The organism is Streptomyces iconiensis, from assembly GCF_028657195.3.
Classification (GTDB): domain Bacteria; phylum Actinomycetota; class Actinomycetes; order Streptomycetales; family Streptomycetaceae; genus Streptomyces; species Streptomyces iconiensis.
On the sequence record NZ_JANCPR020000026.1, the window covers coordinates 31,291 to 54,755 of the forward strand.

The following is a 23,465-nucleotide window of genomic DNA, read 5'->3' on the forward strand; positions in this document are numbered from 1 at the left end:
AACCGTTGTTGTTCCGTCATACGACGGTGCCTGCGGTGTGCACGTGGGCTGTTCAACTGGAGCGATGGCCTCCGCAGAAACTCTTGTTCCACGTCCTCGCCCCCTTGCGCTCCGCCGGAGGTCCTCCCCGCTCCTGCGGGGCCTGCTCGTCGGCGTCCTCGCGCTGCTCGGCCTGGGCACCCTCCCGCCGAGTACCGCCCTTGCCGACGAAGACTCCGACGCGCCAGGGCTCACGGCACCCGCGTCGTTCCGTGTCGCCCCCTACGGCGGGAAGCCGCGGCCCGACCGCCAGAAGCACCTCCTCATCAGCTACGACCGGGGTGTGCCGCGCGGTAAGGGGAACGGGTCCACGCTCACCATGGACGTCACCGGCTCCTCCGACGTCCTGCGGCTCAAGCAGTACGGCAAAGGTTGTTCCGGGACGGACCGGAAGGTCGTGTGCCGTGTCGGTGAGGCGTACGACAGTTGGACCGACTGGGCCGGTGCCAGGCCGCGCGCTGCGCCCGCGAGCAAACCCGGGGACAAGGGCGAACTGCACGTCAGCTTCCGTAACGCAGAGGGGGAGGTGAGCCGGGCGACGACCCGCATCGAGGTCGGCGGCCCCCTCCTGGCCCTGCGCAAGCAGGGCACCATCCGTATGGGCTCGGGCAAGGAACACGCTGTCGCGCTCGGCGTACGCAACACCGGTGAGCTGCCCGCTGACGGCTTCGCCGTCACCGCGACGGTCAGCGAGGCGTTGCGCCCGGTCCGTCGTTCCCGGTCGTGCGACTACCTGTCCCGCGGCGACGCGACGACCGTGACCTGCCGCTTCTCCGGGGTGCGTCTCGAACCAGGCGAGGAGGCACACGTGGCGGACTGGCTCGTTCTCGGCGCCTCACGCAGCGGTATGTACGGCTCCTACCGTGCCACCGCCACGCTCCTGGGCAGGGGCGCCGACAACGGGGGACTCGACGGTTCCTCCCGCTCCACGGCGGAGCCCTCCCCGTCCGGCACAGCGCGCAGGGGAACCGACGCCGCGCTCGACCCGCAGGTGGGCAAGGCGCGCGGCGGGCGCGAGGAGTACAGCGAGGAGAAGGACGTCTGGACGAAGGCGCGCATCGCCAACCACCCGGACTACGCGCTCTTTTCGAAGATCTCCGCTGCGGGTGACGACGGCCGCCGCCTGCGGGTGGGAGTGCGCAACAACGGCCCAGGCGATCCACGTGGCGGCAACAAGGGCACCTCGCTCGTCCTCACGCTGCCGGAGGGGACCGAAGTACGCAAGGAGCCGATGGAGGAGATCGACGAGGACGCGTTCGAGCCGATCTGCCGGCACAAGGGGCTCACATACACCTGCCCGCTGGACACAGCTTCGCCCGGCGACTCGTCCGCACTCGACTTCGAGGTGCGTGGGAGCAAGGGCGAGGGCGCGGGGAGCGGAAAGGCGAAGGCCGCGCTCAGGATCGGCGACACGGAGGCGGACCACGCCGATCCGGATACCGCGAACAACACACGTACCGTCGACCTGTTCGGGCCTGTGCCCGCAGAGCCCGACTCCGGCCCGGGGACGGGCGTCGTGGTCGCCTGGGTGCTCGGCGGCTGCGTGGTCCTCGCCGGCGCCGGCGTGCTGGTGCGACGGAAGCTGTACCGCCGCTGACGCGAGCAGCGTGCCGCCGGCCAACTCCACCACCGGGCAGCGGATTCAAGCTGAACTGTGCTCACGCGGTGTGCGGTTGGACAGCCGGTCACCTTGCGGTGACCGGCCAGGTGTCACTCGGTCGGCTCGCCGGAATTCCCGGCCGCGGAACGCCATCGGCGACGCCATGCGCCGGGGGCGATGCTCTGGTGCCGACGGAACGCGCGGCTGAAGGCGGCGTCGGTGTCGTAGCCGACCGCGAGGGCAATCCGCTGAAGGCTCGATTCCGTGTCACGCAGCAGTGCTTTCGCCCGGTGCATACGCCAGTACGTCAGGTAGTTGATGGGCGAGTCACCTGTCTTTCGTCTGAACGCGGCGGCGAATGCCGCCCGCGACATCCCGGCTCGGTGCGCGAGCTCCTCAACCGTCCATGGATGCGCGAGATCGGTGTGAAGGTCGCGCAGTGCCGGGGCGAGCTGCGGGTCGCTGAGAGCGGAGAGCCATCCATGTGAGTTCTCGGCGGATGAGACGTGGGTACGAAGCGCGTACACAAAGAGAGCGTCGGCCAGACGGCTTGTGATGAAACCGGACCCGAAACTGGAGAATGCCCGCTCCAACTCCAGCAGCCTGAAGGTGGAACGCAACGCATCACCGATCGAGTCGTCGAGATCGAGCCGCAGTACGGGAGGCAGCACTTCCAACAGTGGCTCGGCGGCACCGGTGTCGAAGGCCAACCGCGCCGAGACGATCTCGGTCACCGGCCCCTCCGTGCCGTGACGCACAGGAGAATCCGGGTGAGACGCCAGGAGGCTCTCGCAGCTGACCAGAGGCCGCCCCGGTTCGTCCGCGAGAGCGAACTCAGCGCCGGCCCGGACGAGAAAGCAGTTGCCGGGGGCGAGCAGTTCCGGATCAGCGCCCGACGCCGGCTGCCACCAGCAGCGCCCGCTCCTGATCATCATCACGTAGGTCGTATGGGGCGACCTGAAGGAGATCCCCCAGGCCCCGTGGGCTTCTACGCTGACGTACTGCGAGTCCTCGACTGACCTCGCCGCCAGGACATCATCAATGGGATCCACCTCGTCACCGTAGACGATCAGTCATAAATGCCGGACTCTTAGCGTTCTTCCGTCTCGATCAGCCGCCGTAGTGTCGACAGTGCACGGGGGAGGACGCCGGCGCGAGGGCAGAGTCCGAAGCGATCGGCGACGCACACCCAGCCGGGTACATGCGCCTTGCTCCGTCGCGGCTTCCGACCACTTGACCACTGGAGTTCACATGTCTGCGTTCGTCACCCTGCCCCCGTCAGTCGTCGTCGCCTTCCACTCCGGCTACGGCCACACCGCGGTCCTCGCCGAGGCGGTCCGGCGTGGGGCGGCCGACGCGGGCGCCGACGTAGCCCTCGTCCCGGTGGACACCATTACCGGCGAACAGTGGCAGCAGCTGGACGACGCCGACGCGATCGTCTTCGGCTCACCCACCTACATGGGCAGCGCGTCCGCCGCGTTCCACACCTTCGCCGAGGCCACCAGCCGCCGCTTCTCGAAGGGCCGCTGGGCCGACAAGCTCGCAGCCGGCTTCACCAACTCCGCTTCCAAGGCGGGCGACAAGTCCAGCACCCTCGCCTTCTTCGCCACCTTCGCCGCCCAGCACCGCATGCTGTGGATCAGCCTCGGCCTCCCCGCCGGCTGGAACTCCACCACCGCCACCGAGAACGACCTCAACCGTCTCGGCTTCTGGGGCGGTGCCGGGGCCCAGACCCCGCTCGACGGTGGCGCCGACACCGTCCACACCTCTGACATCAGGACCGCCGAGCACCTCGGCGCCCGTGTCGCCCGCCAGTCCGCCCTCGCGGCGGCCGGACGCCACGCCGCATCCGTCACCGCCTGACGCGACGACCGCACGCAGCCGCTCCGCGCTCCGACACCGATTCCTTCCGGCGTCAGGTCCCGTGTCCGGCCTGGCGCTGGTGGCCCGAACTCCGCCGGTTCAGCTCGGGTCTCGGTGCCGCTGCCGGTAGCGGCCCGGGGAGATGCCGTGTTCCCGCTTGAAGGCGGTGGCGAAGGCGAAGGGCGAGTGATAGCCGACGTGTTGGGCGATCGGAGCCAGCGCGGTGTCGGAGCTGCGCAGGAGCTGCGCCGCCACGGTGAGCCGCCACCAGGTGACGTACGTCAGCGGGGGTTCGCCGACCGCTGCGGCGAACCGGCGGGAGAACGTCGCACGCGAGAGGTTCGCCTTCTTGCCCAGGGCCTCGACGGTCCAGGGCTTTGCCGGGTCGTCGTGGATGGCGTGCAACGCGCTGCCGATCGCCGGGTCGGCGAGGGCGGTCGGCCAGCCGGTGGTTCCGCGTGCCGACTCGTCCTCGATCCAGGCGCGCAGCACGTACAGCAGGAGGAGATCGAGCAGGGTGGGCAGGGCGGCGTCCGTGCCGGGACGGGGGTTCCGCAGCTCGGCGCCGAGCAGGGAGACGGCGGCACTCACGTCCTGGTGCCGTCCTGTCCCGGAGGGGCGGTGGATGGTCTCCGGCAGGGTGCCCAGCAGGGGGTGCGGCCGTGAGCGGTCCAGCTCATAGCCGCCGCACAGAAGGGCCGTCGCCCCCTGTGCGCCGGCATGCCCGGGGTCGTCGGTCAAGGTGTGCCGGGTCCCGTGCGGAGTGAGCACAACGTCCCCCGCGCCGAGCCGCACCGTGGGCCCCTCCTCGGGCACGAGCAGACAGGCCCCGCGCAGAACGACGTGGAAGCCCGCTCCGGCGAAAGGCTCGAAGTGCGTGAGCCACACGCCCTCTCTGTCCTCACGATTGGCGAACGGGCTGCCGGTCCGCATGGCGGCGACCACATCACTGAGGACATCCATACCCGCAACGGTAGACGATCGCGTATCAAGCAGGCACGATCTCTTATCGTCCGTCTCACCGCACGTCCATACGCTCAAGACATGGAAACGACAGAGATCGGCGACATCGAGGTCACGCGCATCGTGGAATGGCAGGGCCCCGTCGCTCCGGTCGGAGTGGTCTTCCCGGACCTCGCCCACGAGAAGTGGCACGAGCACAGGTCGTGGGTCGCCCCCCGCTTCTGGGACACCGAGACCGACAACTACCTGGCCGCGACGCAGACTTGGGTGGTGCGCAGCGAGGGAAGGACCATCCTGGTCGACACCGGGCTCGGCAACCACAAGGAACGCTCGTACATGCCGGCCTGGACCCATCTGGAGACCGACTTCCTCGACCGCCTTGCGGCAGCGGGCGTACGGCCCGAGGACGTCGATGTCGTGGTGAACACCCATGTGCACGCCGACCACGTGGGCTGGAACACCACGCTGCGCGACCGTGAATGGGTGCCGACATTCCCCAACGCCACCTATCTGATCCACCGGGACGACTTCGAGTACTGGAACCCCAGGAACGGCGTACCCAAGCGGGGCGGCATCGGCGGAGTCAACGCGGGTGTCGCCAACGGGCCGATGTTCGAGGACAGCATCGATCCCGTGCACCGCGCCGGCCAGACCCTGCTGTGGGAGACCTCGCATCGCATCGACGGCAACCTCCACCTGGAACCCGCCCCTGGGCACACCCCGGGCTCGGCGGTGCTCCACTTGCGGTCAGGCACCGAACGGGCCCTGTTCGTAGGCGACTTGCTCCACACCCCGCTGCAGATCCTCGAACCGCACGTCGACACCTGCCTGAGCGAGGACCAGCACGCTGCGGCACACTCCCGCCGGCGTGTCCTTGAGTACGCCGCGGACACCAACGCCCTCCTCATCCCCGCCCATTTCACCGGCCCGGGAGCGGCTGAAGTCCGCCGCGACGGCTCCTCCTTCGCCCTCAAGAAGTGGGCGCCGTTCAGCGATCCTTCGGCATTGATCACCTGACCTGGGTTCTCATCTCCGCCTGCTGCGGCGCCGGGTTCGAGGGGGTAGGGCACACTCTGGGTGTGCCCTCCAATGGATCTGTTGCGGGTGTCGATGAGATACACGCCTATCTCGTCGACCAGTTGAACTCTGCCCTGCGCCGTCCCAGCATGTTCTCGCAGGGTGATGCGGCCCTGCGGATGCTGGTGGATCACCTGCTGTTCGTGGAGTGCCGGCCCGAGGTATGGGCTGAAGAGCAGCGGGCCTGGGTGAGTCGAGGGGCCAGGACCAGCACCGGTGTGGCAGGCATGTTTCAGGAGTTGATGCCGGGAGGGTGCGATCAGTATTACGTAGCCTCGGTCTACGCCGAGTTCGCGCACCGCCGCGGCTGGCTCAGGCCCGATCGCCTTCTGCCGACCGGTGAGCATCACGCTCTGCGGGCCAGGGTGCGCCGGTGGGTGCAAGCTGACCGCTCGTGGGCAGACGTCACGTCCGAGTTCGGACCCCCGTCCATCCTGTGTGGAGGGACCAACCCGCTGTACGGCAAGGCGCTCGGTTACCTGGGCGAGGACCCCGCCGAGTCCATGGTGTTCTTCCACCTCTGGAATGGCAGCACCCCGGCCCCCGAGTCCACATGGCCCGAGCTTGAGGAACCTGTCCTGCTCGCTGCCCGCTTCGGGGACGCGCCTTTCGACGAAGCCTTCATCTTCACCCCCGAGGGGCGACGAAGGCGGCCTGAGCCCGACTCGCTCTTTCGCTGAGCGCCCGAGAGGTTACGCAACACCAGCAGGACGGGGCTTCGCCTGCCTGGTGTTCCCGAATTCGCTTCCGCCCACTTGGCGGTCGGCCGTGAGGACGGCCGACCGGCCAGTTTCAGCCCCGCATGCCGAGCAACTCCCGCACACAGTTTGAAACTCAAGCCAGAGGCTGTCCCGTAAATGATCTTCAGGGCGCGGGCTCAGCCCGCTGAACGGAGTTGTCCAGGACGACACCGTCGCCGTGATCACACCAGCCACGTTGTGATCACTTCAGGCCCTCGGACTCTCCGGTCGTGACCTTGGCCCACCGTCGACTCCAGGCGTCCAACGGGCTCAGCGCCTCGACGAGTTCCTGTCCGAGCTGGGTGAGGTGGTAGCCATCTGCCTGGAGGGTGAGCAGGCAGGCGCCGGTCAGCTCGTCGAGCCTGGTGGTGAGCACGCTGGAGGACATGCGCTCGCATCGGCGCTGCAATTCCCGGAAGCCGGCCGGGGCTTGGCTCAGTTCCCACAGAATGCGCATCGTCCAGCGTCGTCCGAGCAGGTCGAGTGCCGCCATGACTGGTCGACCCGACTCGGACCCTCGTACTGGTACACCCGGCCGTGGCGCTCTGGCTTCCATGCCCACCCACTCCTTGTGCTTCGGTTGTCGAAGCATCATAGTGATTCGAAAATCGAAGCAGAGGTGCCGCATGCCGCGCATCGAACCGCTCATCCCGCCGTACCCTTCCTCCGTCGACCAGGCACTCCGCCGGTGGATGCCTCCCGACGTGCCGCACGAGCCACTCGCACTGTTCCGAGTACTGCACCGCAACCCGGAACTTGCCTCACGCATGTTCTCCCTGGGCGCCGGGCTGCTGGGCCATGGACTGCTCCCGACCATCGACCGCGAGATCGTCATCGCCCGAGTGACCGCGCGTGCCGGCTGTGCCTACGAATGGGGCGTGCACGCCGCGACCCTCGCCCAACAGGCCGGACTCAGCCCGGAACAGCTACGGGCAACCACCGAAACCGACACGGCAGCCAGTGCCACATGGTCGCCACATCATGCAGCACTGCTCGACGCGGTCGATGAACTGCACGATACGGCCCAGCTCTCGCAGTCCGCCTGGGATGCCCTGCGCGTCAACTACGAGGACGCTCAGCTTCTCGAACTCCTCGTACTGATCGGCTGGTACCGAACCATCAGCTATCTGGCCAACGGGCTCCTCCTGGAGGAGGAAGCCTGGGCCGCTCGATTCCCGAAGGGATAACTCCACCCAGCATGTGCCTGACCGCGGCCATCCGGTCAGCGTCCGACACAGGGCCCCGGCCGGGGGCCGACCCTGGCCAGTTCTGCCCGAAGGGTGCGGTGACGGCCAGGCGGTCGTCCAGTGGGAGATTGTCATCGCTCTCGTCGATGCCGGTGTGGTCCCGCCACCACGTTGCGAGGAGTACGGCAGGGTCGTGGGTTTCTGACGAGGACATGCGCTCGGGAAACAGTTCGCCTGATGCCCAGGGCCGGAACTCATGGTCGTCCGGGTCCCGGGAGTCGAGCAGGAGGGGCCACATGCCTGTGGTGTCGTGCTCGGCGTGGAGAGAGACTCACAGCTCGGCGGAGGCCGGGGCATCGCTCAGCCACAGAGCCTGCACGTCACCGCCGCCTTCATCGGATGTGATCACCCGGCCGTCGGGGAGTGCGTCCCCGAGGGACGCGAGGAGTTCAGGGTTCACACGATCGGATGCTACTTCCGGACTCCGGCCCGGCAGGGCGCAGACGGGCCCGGCACCGACGGGGGAGGCGGTACCGGGCCTCGCAGCCACGGTAGCCGGGAAGAGCCGGCGGGTGTCGCAACTCCCCGACGAAAGGCGGGAAATGGCCGACGAACCACGGCTCTCCGGACTGCTCGGCGCGGCGGGCACGAAGACGGGGTCCCGCCGAAGACACGAGGCTCCGCCGAAGATTCGGGGCCCCACCGAAGACTCGGTGGTACCGGTCGACGACGACGAGGCAGGCGAGTGCCTGCCCGCTGATCTGGTCCGCGTACCCGCGGGCGAGGGACAGCGGGCCGGCCGCTGCGTCGCCCGTGCGGCCGTGCGTCGTGCGGGTGGCACGGCTCCGTCTCGTTGGCCGGTGTGTGCTTCTTCGTGCCGAGACCTCCGTGCGTTCGAGGAAGCCGGTCCAGGTGTGGAAGGCCGGATTTCGGCGCGGGTGTGCGAGACGAGCGCGGGACCTGCGCCCAGACAGCCGGAGAGGACCAGCGGATCCAGTACGGCGGTGGGGCAGGAACTGGCGGGGGAGGGCTCCGAGGAGAAGCAGGCTGAGGTGCCCGCACCGCAGCGGACACTTCTCTGCCGCACCGCCTTGCCTTCGGGGTACCTCCAAGCAGGGCCCGCGGCTGTGTCACACCGGCCTCCTCCTGCGTGTCATATATACGGAGATCGTGGTCGGCGGCGCTTCTATACGGAGGTCGTGGTCGACGGCGTATTCATACGGAGGTCGTGGTCGACCGCACATTCGCCATGTGCCCGTTATGCGGTAGCCGCAGCAACTCCGGGGCACCCCGCACCGACGGAGATCCAAGAAGAAGTCCCTCAGCGCGTTCCGCCGACGAGAGGCAGCAAGGAAGGAGCAGAGTGTCACCGACCGAACGTCAGCACGCCACGCCGCACGCCACGCTTCAGCTCAAGATCGTCGCTGACCCGGGTCTTCCCAGCGACATCGCCACGAGGCTGGCGCGTGACCGGCTTCCCGGCCTGTTGCGGCAGCACGTCTGCGACCGTGCCTGGCAGGTCGAGGTGGAAACGCGCACTCTGCCACTGGATGAGAACGGCATCCTGCCGTTGCTGACGCTGGCCGATGAGCATGCCGAGGTCGGGGGCGACCTGGTCGTCTATCTCACCGAACTCCCGCGCGGCTCGGTCGTCCGGCCTGTTCTGGCCGATATCAGCACCCGGCGGAAGGCCGCGCTGGTCAGCCTGCCCGCGACGGGGTACGTCCGATTCCGCCGTCACCTCGTCCAGGTTCTGCTGCACGCCACCTACCGCCTTCGCCACGGCCCACGCCGGCTCGCCGGCCCGGACGGCGAAGACCAAGAGGTGCCGCCCCCACGGCGGTTGCGCAAGGCACCGCCCAGCTGGGGATGGTCGGTCAAGGAGGTCACCTCGGGCGAGGAGAGCATCGATACCTCGCTGATCCTGACGGGCTGGCGGGGACGCGCGCGGCTGCTGTGCGGAATGGTCGGTGCCAACCGGCCCCAGCGGCTCGTTCCGCATCTGGCCAGCGCAACAGCGGCTGCCGCCGCCACGGCGGCCTTCGGCATCTTCTACTCCAGCATCTGGCAGATGGCCGATGCCCTCCCGGCCGCCCGGCTGGCGCTGATCACGGTACTGGCCGTCGCCGTCATGGTCGCCTGGCTGCTGTTCTACAACCACCTGTGGGACGCGCCCCACGGCCACCGCACCCCCGAGGACACCGTCTTGTACAACACCTCCACCCTCGTCACTCTGACGCTGGGCGTCAGCTGCATGTATCTCCTGCTCTACGCCCTGGCCCTGCTGGCCGCCCTCACCGTCATCGACGCCGGATACCTGCAGTCCCGGCTCGGCCATCCCGCCAGCCTGGGTGACTACGCGGCCCTGGCATGGCTGTCCACCTCCATGGGGATCGTCGCAGGGGCGCTGGGGTCGAGCCTGGACAGCGAAGCGGCCGTACGGCAGGCCACGTACAGCCGCCGCGAGCAAGCACGTCAGGCCCGTAACCGCGCTGAGGCGCATGCCGGGGAAGCCGAGAGACCCGCTCCTCCACAGAGTCCTGATCGCCGTCCGTGCATACGACCGGCAGCCCAGGGTGCGCTCGGCAGGTCACCGGCGAAGCCCGCCGAGCCGGTCCCGCCCAGCACCCGGCCGCTGTCGACATCAGATACGCCTGGTCCGGGTTCGCTCCCCATCGGCCAACAGAGCCTCGGCCCCACCCTCGTGAGACGCGCCCGGACCGCCTCCGTCGCTGTTCTGCCGTGTACCGGGGTCGGCACGGTGCGGGTTGCGGGCCTGCGTAGCCTGCTTCTTGGAGGATCGAACCATGTCATCCGACACCCGAGGGGAGCCGTCGGCGGCGGAACGTGCCACGGTGCTGACCACGCCCCGGCTCCAAGTGACCACCTGGCTGCCGGACGACCTGGACGAACTGCGTGCGCTGCACACGGACCCTCAGGTGATGCGCTATATGACCTCCGGGCTGGAGACCCTCGATCAGACACGGGCCCGTCTCGATGCCTTCCTGCGCGAGCAGGAAACCCCGGGTTGGACAAAGTGGCGGGTCGAGGACAGCCATGGTGCGTTCGTCGGGCGGGCGGGCTTCCGGCAGCCACACCGCACAGGGCATCGCGAACTCGGCTATCTGCTCGCGCCAGGGGTCTGGGGCCTCGGCTACGCCACCGAACTCGCCACCGCCCTTGTCGACTGGCATCACACGCACCCTGAGCCCGGCGTCGACGCCTCCCTGCGCGCCTACGCCGCTATTGACAACCAGGCAAGCCGAAAGGTCCTCGACCGGGCGGGATTCCAGCTGACAGGCTCCGATCCGGCCGACGAACAGCAACTCATCTACGAAGCGAACCCATGATGAAGGCTCCGTAGCCCTGCGGTTCGCAGCCCGGCTGGGGGCGCGTGCTCGTTGTGGAGCGCGCACGTTGTTCACAGGCGCCGTGTGCTCTGGCTGTCCGTGTGGGGCCGACCCGCACTGCCGGAGCCCCTGGGCCGCGGAGCCCCGGGGCCGCGCCCCGGCAGTGCGGGCGGTGACGGTCGGCCACCGCACCGCGGTGCGCACCAGTGATGTCGTCCCGCTCCCCGGATCGCCCCGTGCGCAGCGGGTGCGCACGACGAACCCGCCGTGCGCACCGGCCCGCGAGCTGACGACGCGTGGCACTCGCATCCAGCCGGGCCAGTGCGGGCGGCAGCGTCCCGCGTTTCTGGCGGCACACGCGCAGGGCGACGGTGCCGGGCGCTCTGCGGCGGTGCGCGCCGGCCGCCGGGTGCGCGTCGCACTCGGCGGAGTACGCGGCGAGGGCGCCGGGCCCCCGGGATCTGGTGACGCGAGCTACCCGACACGCTTGTGATCAATGAACGCGGTCAACGCGTCCACGGTCGCCTCGGGCTGCTCGTCGGGAATGAAGTGTCCGGCTTGTGGGATGACGACGCCGGTCGCGTTCTCTGCCCAAGGGCTGAGGGAGGCGGCCATGTCGGGGATCGAGCCATGGGAGCCGGAGATTCCCAGGACCGGGACGGTCAAGGGCCCTCGTCCGAGAGCGTCGTGGTTTTTGCGCGCTGATTCCGCGGCGTCGCGGTAGTAGGCGAGAGACGCTCGGAGCCCACCCTCGGCCGCGAGGGCGGCTGCGTAATGGGCGATCTCGGCGCCGTCGAACGTGTTCGGGTACAGAGTCTTGGCCTTCAAGAACCAGTCGACGTAGTCACGCTCGCGGCCGGCGAGAAGAGTCTCGGGCAGTTCGGGCACCAGGTGGAACGCGAAGTGCCAGGTCTTCCAGGCCCGGTCGGGGTCCGTTGGGATGGAGTCGGGAAGGGTGATTCCCGGAATGCCGGCGTCAAGCAGAGCCACGCCGTGCAGGCGCTCTTCGTACTTGAGGGCCAGCGAGAAGGCAACCCAGGCGCCGATGTCGTGGGCGACGAGCCAGTACTTCGGCACGTTGAGCGCGGTCAGCGCGGCTTGGACACGCGAGGCGACGGTGTGGGTGTCGTAGCTCTCTTGAGGGCGGTCGGAGTGGCCCTGCCCCGGCAGGTCGATCGCGATCACGTGGAATCGCTCGGCAAGGCCCGGCATCGCCTTTCGCCAAGCCCACCAGGTCTGCGGGAACCCGGCGAGCAGGACGACGGTGGGGCCGGCCGTCCGGTCGCTTTCCACGGCATGGAGTTGGATTCCTTCCGCGTCGACCCAGCGGTGGGTGAAGCCTGCGAGGTCGTGCAGTGGCAACCCGGGGACCGGGTTCTGGTGGCAGGAGCGGTTCGGGGCTGTAGTGGCGTCTGTCATGCCTTGAGCGTATCCCATCTTGGACTGAACGGTTCAAGATAGAGTGGGCAGGGCCACAACGGCTGACAAGAACGCTGAAACAAGAACGAGGTGCATGCGTGATGGCCGGGAAGAAACAGTTCGACGTGGGCATCGTGCTCGACGCGGCGATGGTCCAGTTCTGGCGGGCCGGATACGCCGACACGTCACTCGACGACCTCTCCAGGACGACGGGATTGAACCGCAGTTCCCTGTACTCCTCGTTCGGCGACAAGGACTCGCTCTATCTGCGCTGCTTGGACCGCTACGCCGCGCGGTACGGAAACAGGTACGACGAGGCGCTTGCACGTGCGTCCGAAGAACCGCTCGGGGCGGTACGGGCGTTCTTCGAGGTCACCCTGCAGCGCATCGCCGATCCCGACGTACCCGATGGATGCCTGATCGCCCAGACCGTGATGGCGACACCGGTGCTCAGCCCCACCATCGCCGCACGCGCGATCGAAGCTCTGGGCTTTCAGCGCGCGCGGCTGCGGACCGCCTTGAACGCCACGGAGTTGACCGAGGCCGACGCCGACAACTTCGCGGTTCACATGGCGACGGTCAACCAGTCACTGGCCGTGATGAGCAGGGCCGGGGCGAGCCAGAAAGAGCTCCGCACCGTTATCGACATCAGCATGAGCGCGCTCTCGCATGCCCGGAGCCAGGTGTCCGGCTCGGAGATGCGTGAGCAGTAGCGGCAGATCCGGGCCAGGACCCCCGTCGGCGGTCCCGGCCGCTTCAACGGCCCTGTTCTCGTACAGCTCATCAGTGCTCAATGGCTACGGCCACGTGGTGTGTAGCTGACGGTGAGGCAGGGGCGGCGGGGCCCTTGGGTACCCACGGCGGGGCACCACACCGGTGGAAACCTCTGCTCGCGCTGTTCAACGGCTCCCGCCGCGGACGCGGTCGGCGATGCCCAGGGTCAGCGCCTGTGCCTGGTCCTCAAGGTTCCACTTGCCTTTCTGGTAGGCGTGGTTGCTCACCCAATACACCAGGACGCCGTCGCGCAGCGAGCGGGCGAGGAGCGCGAGGGACCACCCGTTGCCGCCGTCGTGCCAGGCGAGGCGTTCGCCGGTGGTGTCGCGGATGTTCCAGCCGTACCCGTACGAGTCGTCGGTCTCGGGGACGCGGATGCGCGGTGCGAACAGTTGTCGCCGGGCCCGGGCGGGCAGGACGCTGTTGTCCGAGAGGGCGCGGTGCCAGCGGAGCATGTCGTGTGCGGTGGAGAGCATGCCGCCGTTGCCGCGCAGGTTCCAGTACGGTCCGTCGATGGCCCAGGGGTGGTCGACAGGCCGGCCTTGGCTGCGTCCCTGGTTGTCGTACTCCACCGCGATCCGGCGCCGCGGCCACCGGGGCAGTACGTAACCGGTGTGCTTCATTCCGGCCGGTGCGAACAGATGCTGGGCCAGGAAGGGTTCGTACCCCTCTCCCGAGGCGTTCTCGACGATCGCGGCGAGCATGCTGTAGGCGGTGTTGGAGTAGTGGAACTCCTTGCCCGGGGCCGAGCGCAGTTTCGAGGTCAGGGCTCTGCGCACCAACTCGTTGCGTGTTACGGGGTCGTAGTCGTCGCCGAGGCTTTCGGCCAGGCCCGATGTGTGCGTGAGCAGGTGCTTGATGGTGATGTTCTTCTTGTCCTCGGGTATCGGGCCGAGGAACCGGTCGATGGGATCGCTGACCCGGAGCCGTCCCATCACCTCCAGCTTCAGGATCGCGGCCGAGGTGAACTGTTTTGTGATCGACATGACGTCGTACACGGTGTGACAGCTCGCGGGAGTGCCCGCGGCGCGGTCGGCCGTCCCGAACCCACCGCAGTACGCGAGGTGATCGCCACGCGCGGCGATTACCGTGCCGCTGGCTCCCTTCGGCAAGGTGCGTCGAAGGTAATCGGCAACGGACTCCTTCTGCGCCTTTCCCTCTTTCTTCCTCTCGCCCGCACCCTCGCTGGCACCCGCACCCGCACCCGCGGCCGGAGGCTCGGCCGGGGACTCGGTGGCTCGCTGGTCGGCGCAGCCACCGAGCAACGACAGCGTCAGCAGCGCCGCGAAGGCCATCGCCGAGGTGCCGGTGCGGCGGCGGGAGCGGCAGGACAAATCCATGTGGCCTCCAACGCAGAGAATGTGCGCCGAGGTTGACCGCCAATGGTGCCGTTCTTCTAGCTGTCAGGGTGTTCGGGCTTGTGCGAGCCTGTGTACGCCCAAGTCAATACGGGGGGATCCGCCATGACCACAGCACCGCCCGCACCGCCTGACACCGACGAGGCCGCCTTCGTAGCGGCGCTGCGGCGCCTGAAGGCGTGGTCGGGATTGAGCTACCGCCAGCTGGAGCGTCGCGCTGCGGACGCCGGCCACGTCCTGCCCTACTCCACGGCGGCGACGATGCTTCGCAGGGACCGACTGCCCCGCACGGAACTGGTCTTCGCGTTCGTCACAGCGTGTGGTGTGGGGGAAGGCGACGCGCAGGCGTGGGTGGACGCGCGCAGCAGAATCGCATGCGGGGAGACGACTGTCCCACCGACAGACGGCAGGCTCCTGCGACGGCCACGGGGGTCGGGTCTGTCACGGGGGTCGGGTCTGTCACGGCGGTCGCGGTGGGTATGTGCCGGTGCCGCGGTACTCCTTGCCGCGTTTCTGGGCGGGGCGGCGGCCCACGGCACGTTCACTGGCACCGAGGAGATCCAGGAGATACAGACGTCGTCCGGCACAGGCCGGGCCAGCATGTGAACAGCCGGCCCGGGCGCACCGAGCCGAGGGCATGAGGGGATTGCCCCCGGCCGACCGCGCGCCGCCATCGTTGACCGGCGTCACGGGAAAGAGCGTCGTCGACGACTGCGCGGCCCGCCACTGCAGCTCCCGAACGGGCTGGCGGGCCTGCCCCCTCGGCAGCGCATCAAGGCAGGACATCGAGGCAGAACGTGGAGGCAGCGCGTCGCGCTGGCGTCGCCAGCCGGACGGCTTCACCACAAGGGAGAGCGCGGCGCTGGAAAACGCACCGGCCGGGAGACGAGATGCCCCCCGCCGATCAGCAGGGCATGCGCCTCGGCACCCTCATTGATCGCTCGGCCGTCCTTGCCCGCTCGGCAGCACCGGCCAGGGGGCCACTACGTAAGCGCCGCCGTCCTGCCAGCCACCCACCGTCGTCCGCGCCGTCTGCTTCTGACTGCTCTCGTCAGCCCTGGACGTCCTTGATGTCGGTAAAGTCCTCGAAGTCGAAGCCGGGGGCGACCACGCATGTCACCAAGACCGGCTCGGAGCCCGCTGGTTCGGCGGCCTGCCAGACGCCGCCGGGTACGAGGAACTGCGGCTGCTCACCGGCCGCCACGTCTCCTCCCAGCAGCGTGTCGTCGGTGTCCGCCTCGTTCGGGGTGGCGCCCTCGCCGCCCAGCCGCATGCGTAGCGGCCCGCCCCGGTGCCACAGCCAGAGCTCGTCGGAGCGTACGCGGTGCCACCGCGACACCTCGCCGGGGTGCAGCAGGAAGTAGATACCGGTGGCGAGCGACCGCGGCCCGGGGTATCCGGCCGGCGTCGTCTCCGCCCCGGTCCGCCACGTCTCCCGGAACCAGCCGCCCTCGACGTGGCGTTGCAGGTCCAGCTGCTGCACGAGTTCAGAGATCTCAGCCATGCCGTACATCTTGGCGCAGCGCCCGTACGGCCCGCCAGGAGGGGGCTCCGTAAGGTGCGGGGCGGGGTCCGTCCGGTGCCTGGCCTGGGCCGGCGAGACCGCATCCGCGCGGCACATCCCCGCCACGCCATCTTCTTCCCGGCCCCGTGCAGCACACTGCTCCGACGGCTGCTGGGCGCTCCGCTGCCCCACCCCGGAGCCCCCGACGACCGCCTCCAACACGCCCTGAACTCGTCCCGCCGGCGCAGACGCCGTCAAGCCACCGCCCGACGCTGCCACTACCAACGAAGAACCAGCTCACGAGCTCAGGCACGAAGTCCCACTGGAGTACCACCGCCTCCCTCAGCGCGCCGACGCTGGGCGGGTCGCCGCTGAGCGCGGACACTTCTGCATTGAGGGCGAGGGCGAGCTGGTGGAGCCGTCGGCATACGGGCGGTCAACCGTCGGTTCTGCCCCAGCTCCGCACCGTGTCCACGGACACGTGCGCGGTCTCGGCCCGCTCTTCCTGGGGCACCGTGCGACGGCCACGGAGTCGGCCGATCCGGTCTCCGGCGCTCGTCTCGTACGCGTCGTTCTACATGAGCCGATCTACGACGTGGCCCAGCCATGCGTCTTGATCGTCGGCGAGTGGGTGCCTCAGGGGAAGGGGGAGGAACCGGCAGGCGAAGGTGAGGCCGGCGTCGTCTCCGTCGCCGAGGACGTGGTGGTCCCAGGCATCGGGTGTGGCTGCTGGTGCTCGGAGGAAGAAGAAGCTGGTTCGCCGTGGCTGACCTGTGTCGGGGTGGGGCTTGTCCTCCACGGCGAGCTGCTGGACCACCGTGGCCGTCAGCAAGCCGGTCTCCTCGGCGACCTCTCGGAGGACCGCTTCCTCCAGACCTTCGCCTGATTTGACTCCTCCGGCGGGGACTTGAGTGCCGGCCTCCGGCATACCGATGTGATCGAACACCAATACTTCAGGGGCGGGGCGACGCCGGATCACGTAGGCGGCGACACGGATTCTGGGTCGGGTCATCCCCGCATTGTCAGTCATCGGCGCCTTTCAGGACCGTCGGAGGCGTATCCGCTCCCGGTTCCGCCGACCGCGGTGACCAACCGTGCGGCGGACTTGCCGTGGTACCCGAGGGCCGTCGCGATGGGGCGCCGGAACCTGGAGGACGGATCTGACCATGTGCCGCCCGGTGGCCGGGCGGCACGCCTGTAGCTGTGTTTGTGACTGAAGGCTCCAACCCGATCAGCTTCAGGCAAGGTTGGCGATACGCGGCACGGCGTCCAGGCCACGGTGCGTTCCGGGGCCGGAGCCGCTCGGGAGTACGTATGAGCGCAGCCCCGCGGTGGCAGCGCCCCCGTCCTTGGCCGGATGGTCTCCGACCATCAGTGCTTCATTCGCCTCAACGCCCAGCTGGATACAGGCGTGTTGGAAGAGCGCGGGGTCCGGCTTCTCGGTGCCGTGTTCATAGGAGTGCACCCACGCGGAGAAGAAGTGATCGAGGTGGTGGTGGGCGAAGGTGGCCCGTAGGTCCCACCCGACGTCGCTGACCACGCCCAGCGCCACACCGCTCTTCCGCAGCCGCGCGAGCACGGGCTCGGTGTCGGTATACGGCAACCAATGCTTCGGGACGCGCAGTTGCTCATAGAGCGCGTCCGCCACCGGGGCCAGTTCAGGAACCGACGCGTACCAGGTTGTGAAGGCATGGCGATGTGCAGCGGACGACACATCACGCGCCCGCTGCGCTTCGATCACATCAGGCAGGAACAGGCCCGCCTCCAGCCCGTTCAGTAGGGCATTCATCGCCGTCTCGCTCACGGACTCGCCCAGCGCTGCCCGGATGCGAGCGGCGTACGAGCGGATCTGGAACAGCGTGCCGGAGAAGTCGAAGAGCACCGCCCGTATGGGCACGGAGCGCTGAGGTGTTGTCACGGCACGCAGAGGGCCCTCAGGGCCGCAGACAGGGAGATCGGTCACTGGCTCTTCCTACCAGGCATTTCCAGGAAAGCCAGACTGCCCAGACCCTTCCTCGTCGGGCATGAACTACTCACAAAGACCCACCGCGTGTTGTCCCGTCAGCACTTGTGTCGTAGCCCCGGCCGGTGAAGGGTTTGTGGAACGGGCGCAAGGCGGCAGCGGCGCCGAGTCACGCTGTGGTCGTTGCCCGCAACGGTGTGAAGGGGAAGTGGATGGCACTGTTCAAGCGCAAGAGAGACGAGGACGAGACCGGCTGGACAGTCGGAGAGCCCTTCGGCGATGGAATGGACCACAGGTGGAGGGTCCGCATGGACAAGATGGATTCCGCCGTTATTGCCGACCACAGGCCGGTCCTCGAAGCAGCTGCTGGCAAGAAGGGGCAGGCTCTGCCCGATTACCTCTCCTGGGTTTCCCACCTGCCCGAGGACGAACTGCACTACTGGCGGGACAGGATCATTGACGGCGTCGCCACCGAGGAAGAGGCGGTGCTCTACAACGCCTGGCTGGATGTCCGGTGCGTCCTTCGGGAGAATCAGCTCCGCATTCCCGGCCAGCCGTGGAGATAGCCCAGCAAGTGGAGATGGCCCAGCAAGCAGCGAGGATCTTGACCAGGTACTCGGAAACAGTGGCCTGACAGGCGGCTTGTGGCATCACGTAGCCGTGGGCGACGTCGTGGCGCTCGGCGGGACGGTTCTTGCGGCGGGTGAGGCGTCGGGTCATGAGGGTGATGGTGATGGCGGCCCGGGTGATCAGCGATTCGCTCATCTCGGGGGGCGTTCATGGTCCCGGCAGCGGCGGCGGGCCCGCATGGTCCATGACCAGGATCGTTCCACTGGCCGCAGGCCCGCGGGGGCCTGCGGGGCCCGCGCTGCACGCAGCGTCAGCCCGTGGGGAGATCGTCCACCAGTGCCGACCGAAATTGTCCGTTCGAGACCCCGAACGGACAATCCGGCCGTTCGCGCAAGCGTCAATGCGGCGCTTCGGCGAACGCTTGCCCCCGCCGGTACGAAGCCCGGCCCCCCCGAGGACGGGGTCGGGCCGCATCGCCGTCACCGGCACCCGGGTGGATACGCGCCAATGCTGACGCGCGAGTAACTATTTGTGATTTCTGTATCGCGACAGCGAGCCAGGGTTCAAAAACACCATGACCCACTGGTGTATCTCCAATCTCCGCCTTCCTGGGGATGCCCGCAGTCTGAAATGTGCTGGAAGAACGGAAGCGATCACACTCAATTCGGTGCGGGCGGGACGCAGATTCTCTCCACGACCTTAGTGTGTCCGGTGCTCGCGCAATCGGCCTTCCGGAGGAGGGAATGCGTGAGTCGCTGACGCTCTGCGACGGTTGAGCAGGAGCCGGCATCAGGGGGGCAGGTTGGGAGTGTGTCCGAACCGGCGTCGGGTTGGTTCTGGGTGACCGCGTGACCGGACGTACGCCTCCGCGGCGCCCCCTGCGCCCGTCTGCCCCCGGGTCGTCGATGTCCCCGACCGGTGGTGTGCCCAAGGCCTTGGAAAGCCGGGTAATCCGAATCGCGAAACGACGAAAAGGGAATGAAATCGATGCGCTTACGCGAAAAAAGACCGCGCGTACTCCGCCTGGCTGCCGCGCTCGCGGGAATTCTCCTCGTACTCATCGTGCCCGTGACGGCCGGCCCGGCCGTCGCCACGGCGACCAGTGGCTCGTCCGACGATGCCACCGCCTTGGTACGGCTGAGAGTTGAGGGCCGCACCAGCACCATCTTCGAAGGCCATGTGCTCACCCGGGGCCACGATGTCACCACCGAATCCGCCGGGACCCACCACTGCGACGGAACCAACAACAACGCCAATCCGACGCCCGGGCCGACCGCCACCTCTGCCCTCGACGACGCAGCCCGGCTGGCTCCCTTCACCTGGGACGGCACCTACTGGGCGGAGTTCGACGACATCTTGGTGACCCGTATCGGGGACACGGCGCAGACCGACACAGAGTTCTGGGGAATCCTGCGCAACTACGCGTTCACGCCAGTGGGTGGCTGCCAGCAGCGGGTGCAGAACGGTGACGAAATCCTCTTCGCCTTCGACGCATTCGCCGCCGACCACTTCCTGAAGCTCAAAGGCCCGCACGCCGCGAAGGTCGGCAAACCCGCAACGGTGACCGTGACGGACGGTGCGACCGGTGAGCCCATCGCCGGGGCCACCGTCGGAGGACAGAGCACCGGTGCGGACGGAAAGGCGCGAGTGGTGTTCAAGAAGGCCGGGGCCGAGAGCCTGAAGGCCGAACACCCCGACGCCGTGCGATCCAATGCCCTGAGAGTGGCTGTTCTCCCCTGACCCGTCCGGACGGCGACTGACCCGCCCAGGCGGCGACTGAACCCGCCCAGACGGCGACACATCCGCCCCTGGCCGGGGCCCCGGAGCCCCGGCCAGGGGCCAACACGACCGGACTTACCTGGCGGCTTCCGTAACCGCTGACCGCGCGTCTCCTGCCTCCACGCGGAAGGGGTAGGTCCCGGCCGCGGTGAACGTGTCGTGGATCGGCATGATGAGCGAGGTGAGGCGACGGACGTTCGCGTCGCCGGCCGGCGACCACAGCGCGGCGCAGTGCTCGTCGGTCTCGGCCTCGATCTGCTCGCGCGCCGCGATGCCGGCATCGGTCGCTGTGCCGTCGGCGTTGAGCCAGCCGCGTGCGACGAGGCGTGCCGTTGCCGCAGCCACCTCCTCGTCGTCCCACTGCCGGGTGGCACGTGCGATCGCTTCAGGGAAGTGGCCTGTCGCGGTTTGCAGAACGTTGCAGTCGCACGGCCCGAGGTCGTTGGCGGCGAGCACGATGAGATGGGCGTCGCCGCGCCACTCGCGCAGTACCGTGATCTGCTGCCACAGCGCGACGAGCGGATCGGAGGGGAGCGTGACCGAGACGTTGGCGGCTGCCATCGTCTTTCCGGCGTAGTCGGCACGCGCGACGACCGGGTCGATGAGCGACCGTGCCTCCACGATCTCATCGGCGGTGAGGGCGACGCCGACGCGCTGCAACGCACGGTCGACGGCCGCGAAGCGAGCGGCCTGCCACTGCTCTGGCGTTGCGGTATCCCATACGCCTGTCATGGCCTGCACCGACCGCGGGCTGAAGTTGTAGAAGGCCGCGAGCGTGACCTGCCACGGGACCGCACCCATCGGCGCCGACCGGAACGCGAAGTACGCCGGTCCGTACTCGGTCACGCCGAGCTTGGCGGCCTCTTCCGGTGCCTCGGGGACGAAGTAGATGAACAGGTGGGCCGCGTTGATGGCGAGGCTGACCTCGCGGACGGCGTTCCTGTCCACGTTGGTACGGCAAAAGGTGCGGGTGAGACGCATCGCAGGTTGTCTCCTGGCAAGTCGGGGGATCAACGTCGGGGGAGGGGGCGGCGCGAGGGTGAACGCACTCGACCTCAAGCGGTGAAGTGCGGGATCGTCTTGGGCCGGTCCGGTAGGTCAGGACGGGTCTGGCGCGGTGATCCGTACGGAGATCGCGCCGAGTTCCTGCACTTCGATCCGGACCGTGTCTCCCGGTGCCAAGTAGGGGCGGTGGCCGGACAGTTCCTGGATGCAGCCCGTGCCCACGGGGCCGCTGGCGAGGATGTCACCGGCTCGCAGCGTGGTGCCGCGCGACGCGTGCGCCAGCATCTCGCCGAACGACCAGTGGATCTCGTCCCAGCTGCCGCCGCCGTAGTGCTCGCCGTTGACGTACCCGTCCATCCGCAACGCATAGCCCCTGTCCGAGCGGTAGGGCTCCAGCTCGTCGGGGGTGACGAGGAACGGGCCGAGGCTGGTCGAGGCGTCCTTGCTCTTGGACGGGCCGTACACGAACTCCATCTCGCGCGCGGAGATGTCGCGTGCGCTCCAGTCGCAGTAGACCAGGTAGCCGGCGATGTGCTCCTCCGCCGTGCCGGGTTCGAGGTCCGAGCAGTCTCCGGCGACCACCGCGGCGACCTCGGCCTCGTAGTCCCACAACCGCGCGCCGGGTGCGATGGGGATCTGTTCGTGCGGTCCCTTGATCGCCGCAGGGTTGGAGAAGTGGAAGAGCGGATGCTCGTACCAGACCGGGCTGACCGTGCCGTCGCCGACGGCTGCCTTCCCCGCGTTGCTGACGTGGCGCTCGAACGCGGCGAAGTCCCGGACCGCCGGGGGCACGGGTACGGGCGCCAGCAGGTGGGCCGTAGCCAGCTCGACGATCTCGGTCGGCTCCCCGGCTGCGGCGGCCTCCAGCCCGCCTTCGGCACGCAGCAGCTCCAGCAGGCTCGTGCCCAGGGCGTGGATTTCCTTGCCGCGCACCACGCCGCAGCGTGCGGATCCGTCCCCGCAGCGGTAGCTGACCCACCTCATCGGGCAAGCACCTCCCGGTCGCGGTCGGGGAGTTGCCGTACGCCGGCAGGGGAGGCGGCCTGGGGCCCCGGGGTGATGGCGACCTCCTGGCTCGCGTGACGCACGCGGGCGATACCGCGCCCGATACCGCGCCCGATGGCGTCCGTACCTTCGGCGAGCACGACCGGCTTCATGCGGCCACCGCCCGCGCGAACTTGACGATCTCCTCGACGAACAGCTCCGGCTGCTCCAGAGCGGCGAAGTGGCCGCCCGCGGGGATGTCGTCGTTGAAGTAACGCAGGTCGTGGTAGGCGCGCTCGGCCCAGACGCGCGGCGTACGCGTCAGTTCGTCAGGGAAGACGCTGACACCGACGGGAAGGTCGAGCTCGGTCAGAGCGAGCGGCTCCCGGGCGTACTCCCAGTACAGGCGGGCGGAGGAAGCAGCGGTACCGGTGAACCAGTACAGGGAGACATGGTCGAGGATCTCGTCGGGCGTGAGGGCGTCGGGCCGGGCCCAGTCGAGGAACTTCTCGTAGATCCACGCTGCCTGCCCGGCCGGGGAGTCGGTCAGTGCGTAGCCGATGGTCTGCGGCCGGGTGCGCTGCATGACGTGGTATCCGGAATGGACAGCGAAGAAGCGGCTGCCCTGTTCGAGCGCGGCCTTCTCCTCGGGGGTCGGGTCCTCGCCGACCGGCGGCGCGGCGAGGAACTCGGGGAAGTTGACGTGGATCGCGCGCAGGCCCGCCGGGCGCTGCGCCCCCATGCGGGTCGCGACGACACCGCCCCAGTCGCCGCCCTGGGCCAGGTAGGAGTCATAGCCGAGGCGCTGCATGAGTACCCCGTACGCGCCGGCGATCCGGTCCGGGCCCCAGCCGGTGGAGGCGGGCTGGGCGGAGAAGCCGTAGCCGGGCATTGAGGGGATGACGAGGTGGAAGCCGTGGCCGGTGAGCGGGCCGACGGTCTTGAGGAACTCCAGGAACGAGCCCGGCCACCCGTGCAGCAGCAACAGGGGAGTGGCGTCGGGGCGAGGCGAGCGCACGTGGGTGAAGTGGATGCCGAGACCGTCGATGGTGGTACGGAACTGGCCCAGCTCGTTGAGCTGCCGCTCAAGCTTGCGCCAGTCGTAGCCGGTGGCCCAGTGGTGCAACAGCTCCTCAAGGCGCTCCCGTTGCACCCCCTGGCTGCTGTCCGGCACGGTCTCCCGGCCGGCAAGGCGTCTCCGGCGGAGCCGGTCCTTCAGGTCCTCCAGGGCACTGTCAGGAATGTCGATGCGAAACGGTGTCACGTTGTTCGATGTCACGATCCCTACGG

The 23,465-nt window shown here is 68.6% G+C and carries 24 protein-coding genes; 10 read left to right on the plus strand and 14 right to left on the minus strand.

What is annotated here, in order from left to right; translation table 11 throughout:
* Window positions 1–64: 64 nt before the first annotated feature.
* A complete protein-coding gene (locus NMN56_RS24545; RefSeq protein ID WP_274043324.1) occupies window positions 65–1,636 on the plus strand; it encodes a hypothetical protein in 1,572 nt (523 codons plus the stop codon).
* Window positions 1,637–1,749: 113 nt separating this feature from the next.
* Here NMN56_RS24545 and NMN56_RS24550 read toward each other — a convergent pair whose 3' ends face one another.
* The gene (locus NMN56_RS24550; RefSeq protein ID WP_274043323.1) at window positions 1,750–2,691 is read right to left on the minus strand and encodes an AraC family transcriptional regulator; all 942 of its coding nucleotides are present in this window, start codon (window positions 2,689–2,691) and stop codon (window positions 1,750–1,752) included.
* 199 nt (window positions 2,692–2,890) lie between these two features.
* On the opposite strand from NMN56_RS24550, the gene NMN56_RS24555 reads away from it, so the two are divergent.
* Entirely contained in the window at window positions 2,891–3,502 is a 612-nt protein-coding gene (locus NMN56_RS24555; protein WP_274043321.1) for a flavodoxin family protein, read from the plus strand.
* Between the two features lie 99 nt (window positions 3,503–3,601).
* On the opposite strand, the gene NMN56_RS24560 is transcribed toward NMN56_RS24555, so the two are convergent.
* Window positions 3,602–4,465, minus strand: a complete 864-nt coding sequence (locus NMN56_RS24560) for an AraC family transcriptional regulator (RefSeq protein ID WP_274043320.1) — start codon at window positions 4,463–4,465, stop codon at window positions 3,602–3,604.
* 81 nt (window positions 4,466–4,546) lie between these two features.
* On the opposite strand from NMN56_RS24560, the gene NMN56_RS24565 reads away from it, so the two are divergent.
* Entirely contained in the window at window positions 4,547–5,482 is a 936-nt protein-coding gene (locus tag NMN56_RS24565) for an MBL fold metallo-hydrolase (protein ID WP_274043319.1), read from the plus strand.
* 62 nt (window positions 5,483–5,544) lie between these two features.
* Complete coding sequence (locus tag NMN56_RS24570) at window positions 5,545–6,222, plus strand: hypothetical protein (protein ID WP_274043318.1); 678 nt, start codon at window positions 5,545–5,547, stop codon at window positions 6,220–6,222.
* Between the two features lie 262 nt (window positions 6,223–6,484).
* Here NMN56_RS24570 and NMN56_RS24575 read toward each other — a convergent pair whose 3' ends face one another.
* On the minus strand, window positions 6,485–6,775 hold the full coding sequence (locus tag NMN56_RS24575; RefSeq protein WP_280842762.1) for a winged helix-turn-helix transcriptional regulator: 291 nt from the start codon (window positions 6,773–6,775) through the stop codon (window positions 6,485–6,487).
* Window positions 6,776–6,908: 133 nt separating this feature from the next.
* On the opposite strand from NMN56_RS24575, the gene NMN56_RS24580 reads away from it, so the two are divergent.
* Window positions 6,909–7,469, plus strand: a complete 561-nt coding sequence (locus NMN56_RS24580) for a carboxymuconolactone decarboxylase family protein (protein ID WP_274043315.1) — start codon at window positions 6,909–6,911, stop codon at window positions 7,467–7,469.
* A 331-nt stretch (window positions 7,470–7,800) separates the two neighbouring features.
* On the opposite strand, the gene NMN56_RS24585 is transcribed toward NMN56_RS24580, so the two are convergent.
* Entirely contained in the window at window positions 7,801–7,929 is a 129-nt protein-coding gene (locus NMN56_RS24585; RefSeq protein WP_274043313.1) for a hypothetical protein, read from the minus strand.
* Between the two features lie 906 nt (window positions 7,930–8,835).
* The gene (locus NMN56_RS24590; RefSeq protein WP_274043312.1) at window positions 8,836–9,231 is read right to left on the minus strand and encodes a hypothetical protein; all 396 of its coding nucleotides are present in this window, start codon (window positions 9,229–9,231) and stop codon (window positions 8,836–8,838) included.
* 1,045 nt (window positions 9,232–10,276) lie between these two features.
* Here NMN56_RS24590 and NMN56_RS24595 point away from each other — a divergent pair.
* Window positions 10,277–10,819 carry a GNAT family N-acetyltransferase gene (locus NMN56_RS24595; RefSeq protein WP_274043311.1) on the plus strand — a complete coding sequence of 181 codons (543 nt, stop codon included), beginning with the start codon at window positions 10,277–10,279 and terminating at the stop codon, window positions 10,817–10,819.
* A 474-nt stretch (window positions 10,820–11,293) separates the two neighbouring features.
* On the opposite strand, the gene NMN56_RS24600 is transcribed toward NMN56_RS24595, so the two are convergent.
* The gene (locus NMN56_RS24600) at window positions 11,294–12,238 is read right to left on the minus strand and encodes an alpha/beta fold hydrolase (protein ID WP_274043307.1); all 945 of its coding nucleotides are present in this window, start codon (window positions 12,236–12,238) and stop codon (window positions 11,294–11,296) included.
* Between the two features lie 101 nt (window positions 12,239–12,339).
* On the opposite strand from NMN56_RS24600, the gene NMN56_RS24605 reads away from it, so the two are divergent.
* Window positions 12,340–12,951, plus strand: coding sequence for a TetR/AcrR family transcriptional regulator (locus tag NMN56_RS24605; RefSeq protein ID WP_274043305.1), 612 nt, complete (start codon window positions 12,340–12,342; stop codon window positions 12,949–12,951).
* Between the two features lie 186 nt (window positions 12,952–13,137).
* Here NMN56_RS24605 and NMN56_RS24610 read toward each other — a convergent pair whose 3' ends face one another.
* The gene (locus NMN56_RS24610; protein ID WP_274043304.1) at window positions 13,138–14,352 is read right to left on the minus strand and encodes a serine hydrolase domain-containing protein; all 1,215 of its coding nucleotides are present in this window, start codon (window positions 14,350–14,352) and stop codon (window positions 13,138–13,140) included.
* Window positions 14,353–14,475: 123 nt separating this feature from the next.
* On the opposite strand from NMN56_RS24610, the gene NMN56_RS24615 reads away from it, so the two are divergent.
* Window positions 14,476–14,976, plus strand: a complete 501-nt coding sequence (locus tag NMN56_RS24615; protein WP_274043303.1) for a hypothetical protein — start codon at window positions 14,476–14,478, stop codon at window positions 14,974–14,976.
* A 445-nt stretch (window positions 14,977–15,421) separates the two neighbouring features.
* On the opposite strand, the gene NMN56_RS24620 is transcribed toward NMN56_RS24615, so the two are convergent.
* From NMN56_RS24620 to NMN56_RS24630, 3 genes are all read right to left on the minus strand, one after another.
* Window positions 15,422–15,874 carry a cupin domain-containing protein gene (locus NMN56_RS24620; RefSeq protein WP_274043302.1) on the minus strand — a complete coding sequence of 151 codons (453 nt, stop codon included), beginning with the start codon at window positions 15,872–15,874 and terminating at the stop codon, window positions 15,422–15,424.
* Between the two features lie 574 nt (window positions 15,875–16,448).
* Window positions 16,449–16,886 carry an NUDIX hydrolase gene (locus NMN56_RS24625; protein WP_274043301.1) on the minus strand — a complete coding sequence of 146 codons (438 nt, stop codon included), beginning with the start codon at window positions 16,884–16,886 and terminating at the stop codon, window positions 16,449–16,451.
* A gap of 225 nt (window positions 16,887–17,111) precedes the next feature.
* Window positions 17,112–17,792 carry an HAD family hydrolase gene (locus NMN56_RS24630; protein ID WP_280842761.1) on the minus strand — a complete coding sequence of 227 codons (681 nt, stop codon included), beginning with the start codon at window positions 17,790–17,792 and terminating at the stop codon, window positions 17,112–17,114.
* Window positions 17,793–18,049: 257 nt separating this feature from the next.
* Between NMN56_RS24630 and NMN56_RS24635 the strand changes: the two genes are divergently transcribed.
* Window positions 18,050–18,403 carry a hypothetical protein gene (locus NMN56_RS24635; protein WP_274043299.1) on the plus strand — a complete coding sequence of 118 codons (354 nt, stop codon included), beginning with the start codon at window positions 18,050–18,052 and terminating at the stop codon, window positions 18,401–18,403.
* A 991-nt stretch (window positions 18,404–19,394) separates the two neighbouring features.
* Entirely contained in the window at window positions 19,395–20,147 is a 753-nt protein-coding gene (locus NMN56_RS24640) for a hypothetical protein (RefSeq protein WP_274043298.1), read from the plus strand.
* A gap of 114 nt (window positions 20,148–20,261) precedes the next feature.
* On the opposite strand, the gene NMN56_RS24645 is transcribed toward NMN56_RS24640, so the two are convergent.
* From NMN56_RS24645 to NMN56_RS24660, 4 genes are all read right to left on the minus strand, one after another.
* Window positions 20,262–21,167 carry an SCO6745 family protein gene (locus NMN56_RS24645; RefSeq protein ID WP_274043297.1) on the minus strand — a complete coding sequence of 302 codons (906 nt, stop codon included), beginning with the start codon at window positions 21,165–21,167 and terminating at the stop codon, window positions 20,262–20,264.
* A gap of 117 nt (window positions 21,168–21,284) precedes the next feature.
* Window positions 21,285–22,175, minus strand: coding sequence for a fumarylacetoacetate hydrolase family protein (locus tag NMN56_RS24650; protein ID WP_274043296.1), 891 nt, complete (start codon window positions 22,173–22,175; stop codon window positions 21,285–21,287).
* On the minus strand, window positions 22,172–22,348 hold the full coding sequence (locus NMN56_RS24655) for a hypothetical protein (protein WP_274043295.1): 177 nt from the start codon (window positions 22,346–22,348) through the stop codon (window positions 22,172–22,174). The genes NMN56_RS24650 and NMN56_RS24655 overlap by 4 nt, the downstream gene beginning before the upstream one ends.
* The gene (locus NMN56_RS24660; RefSeq protein WP_274043446.1) at window positions 22,345–23,457 is read right to left on the minus strand and encodes an epoxide hydrolase family protein; all 1,113 of its coding nucleotides are present in this window, start codon (window positions 23,455–23,457) and stop codon (window positions 22,345–22,347) included. The genes NMN56_RS24655 and NMN56_RS24660 overlap by 4 nt, the downstream gene beginning before the upstream one ends.
* Between the last annotated feature and the right edge of the window lie 8 nt (window positions 23,458–23,465).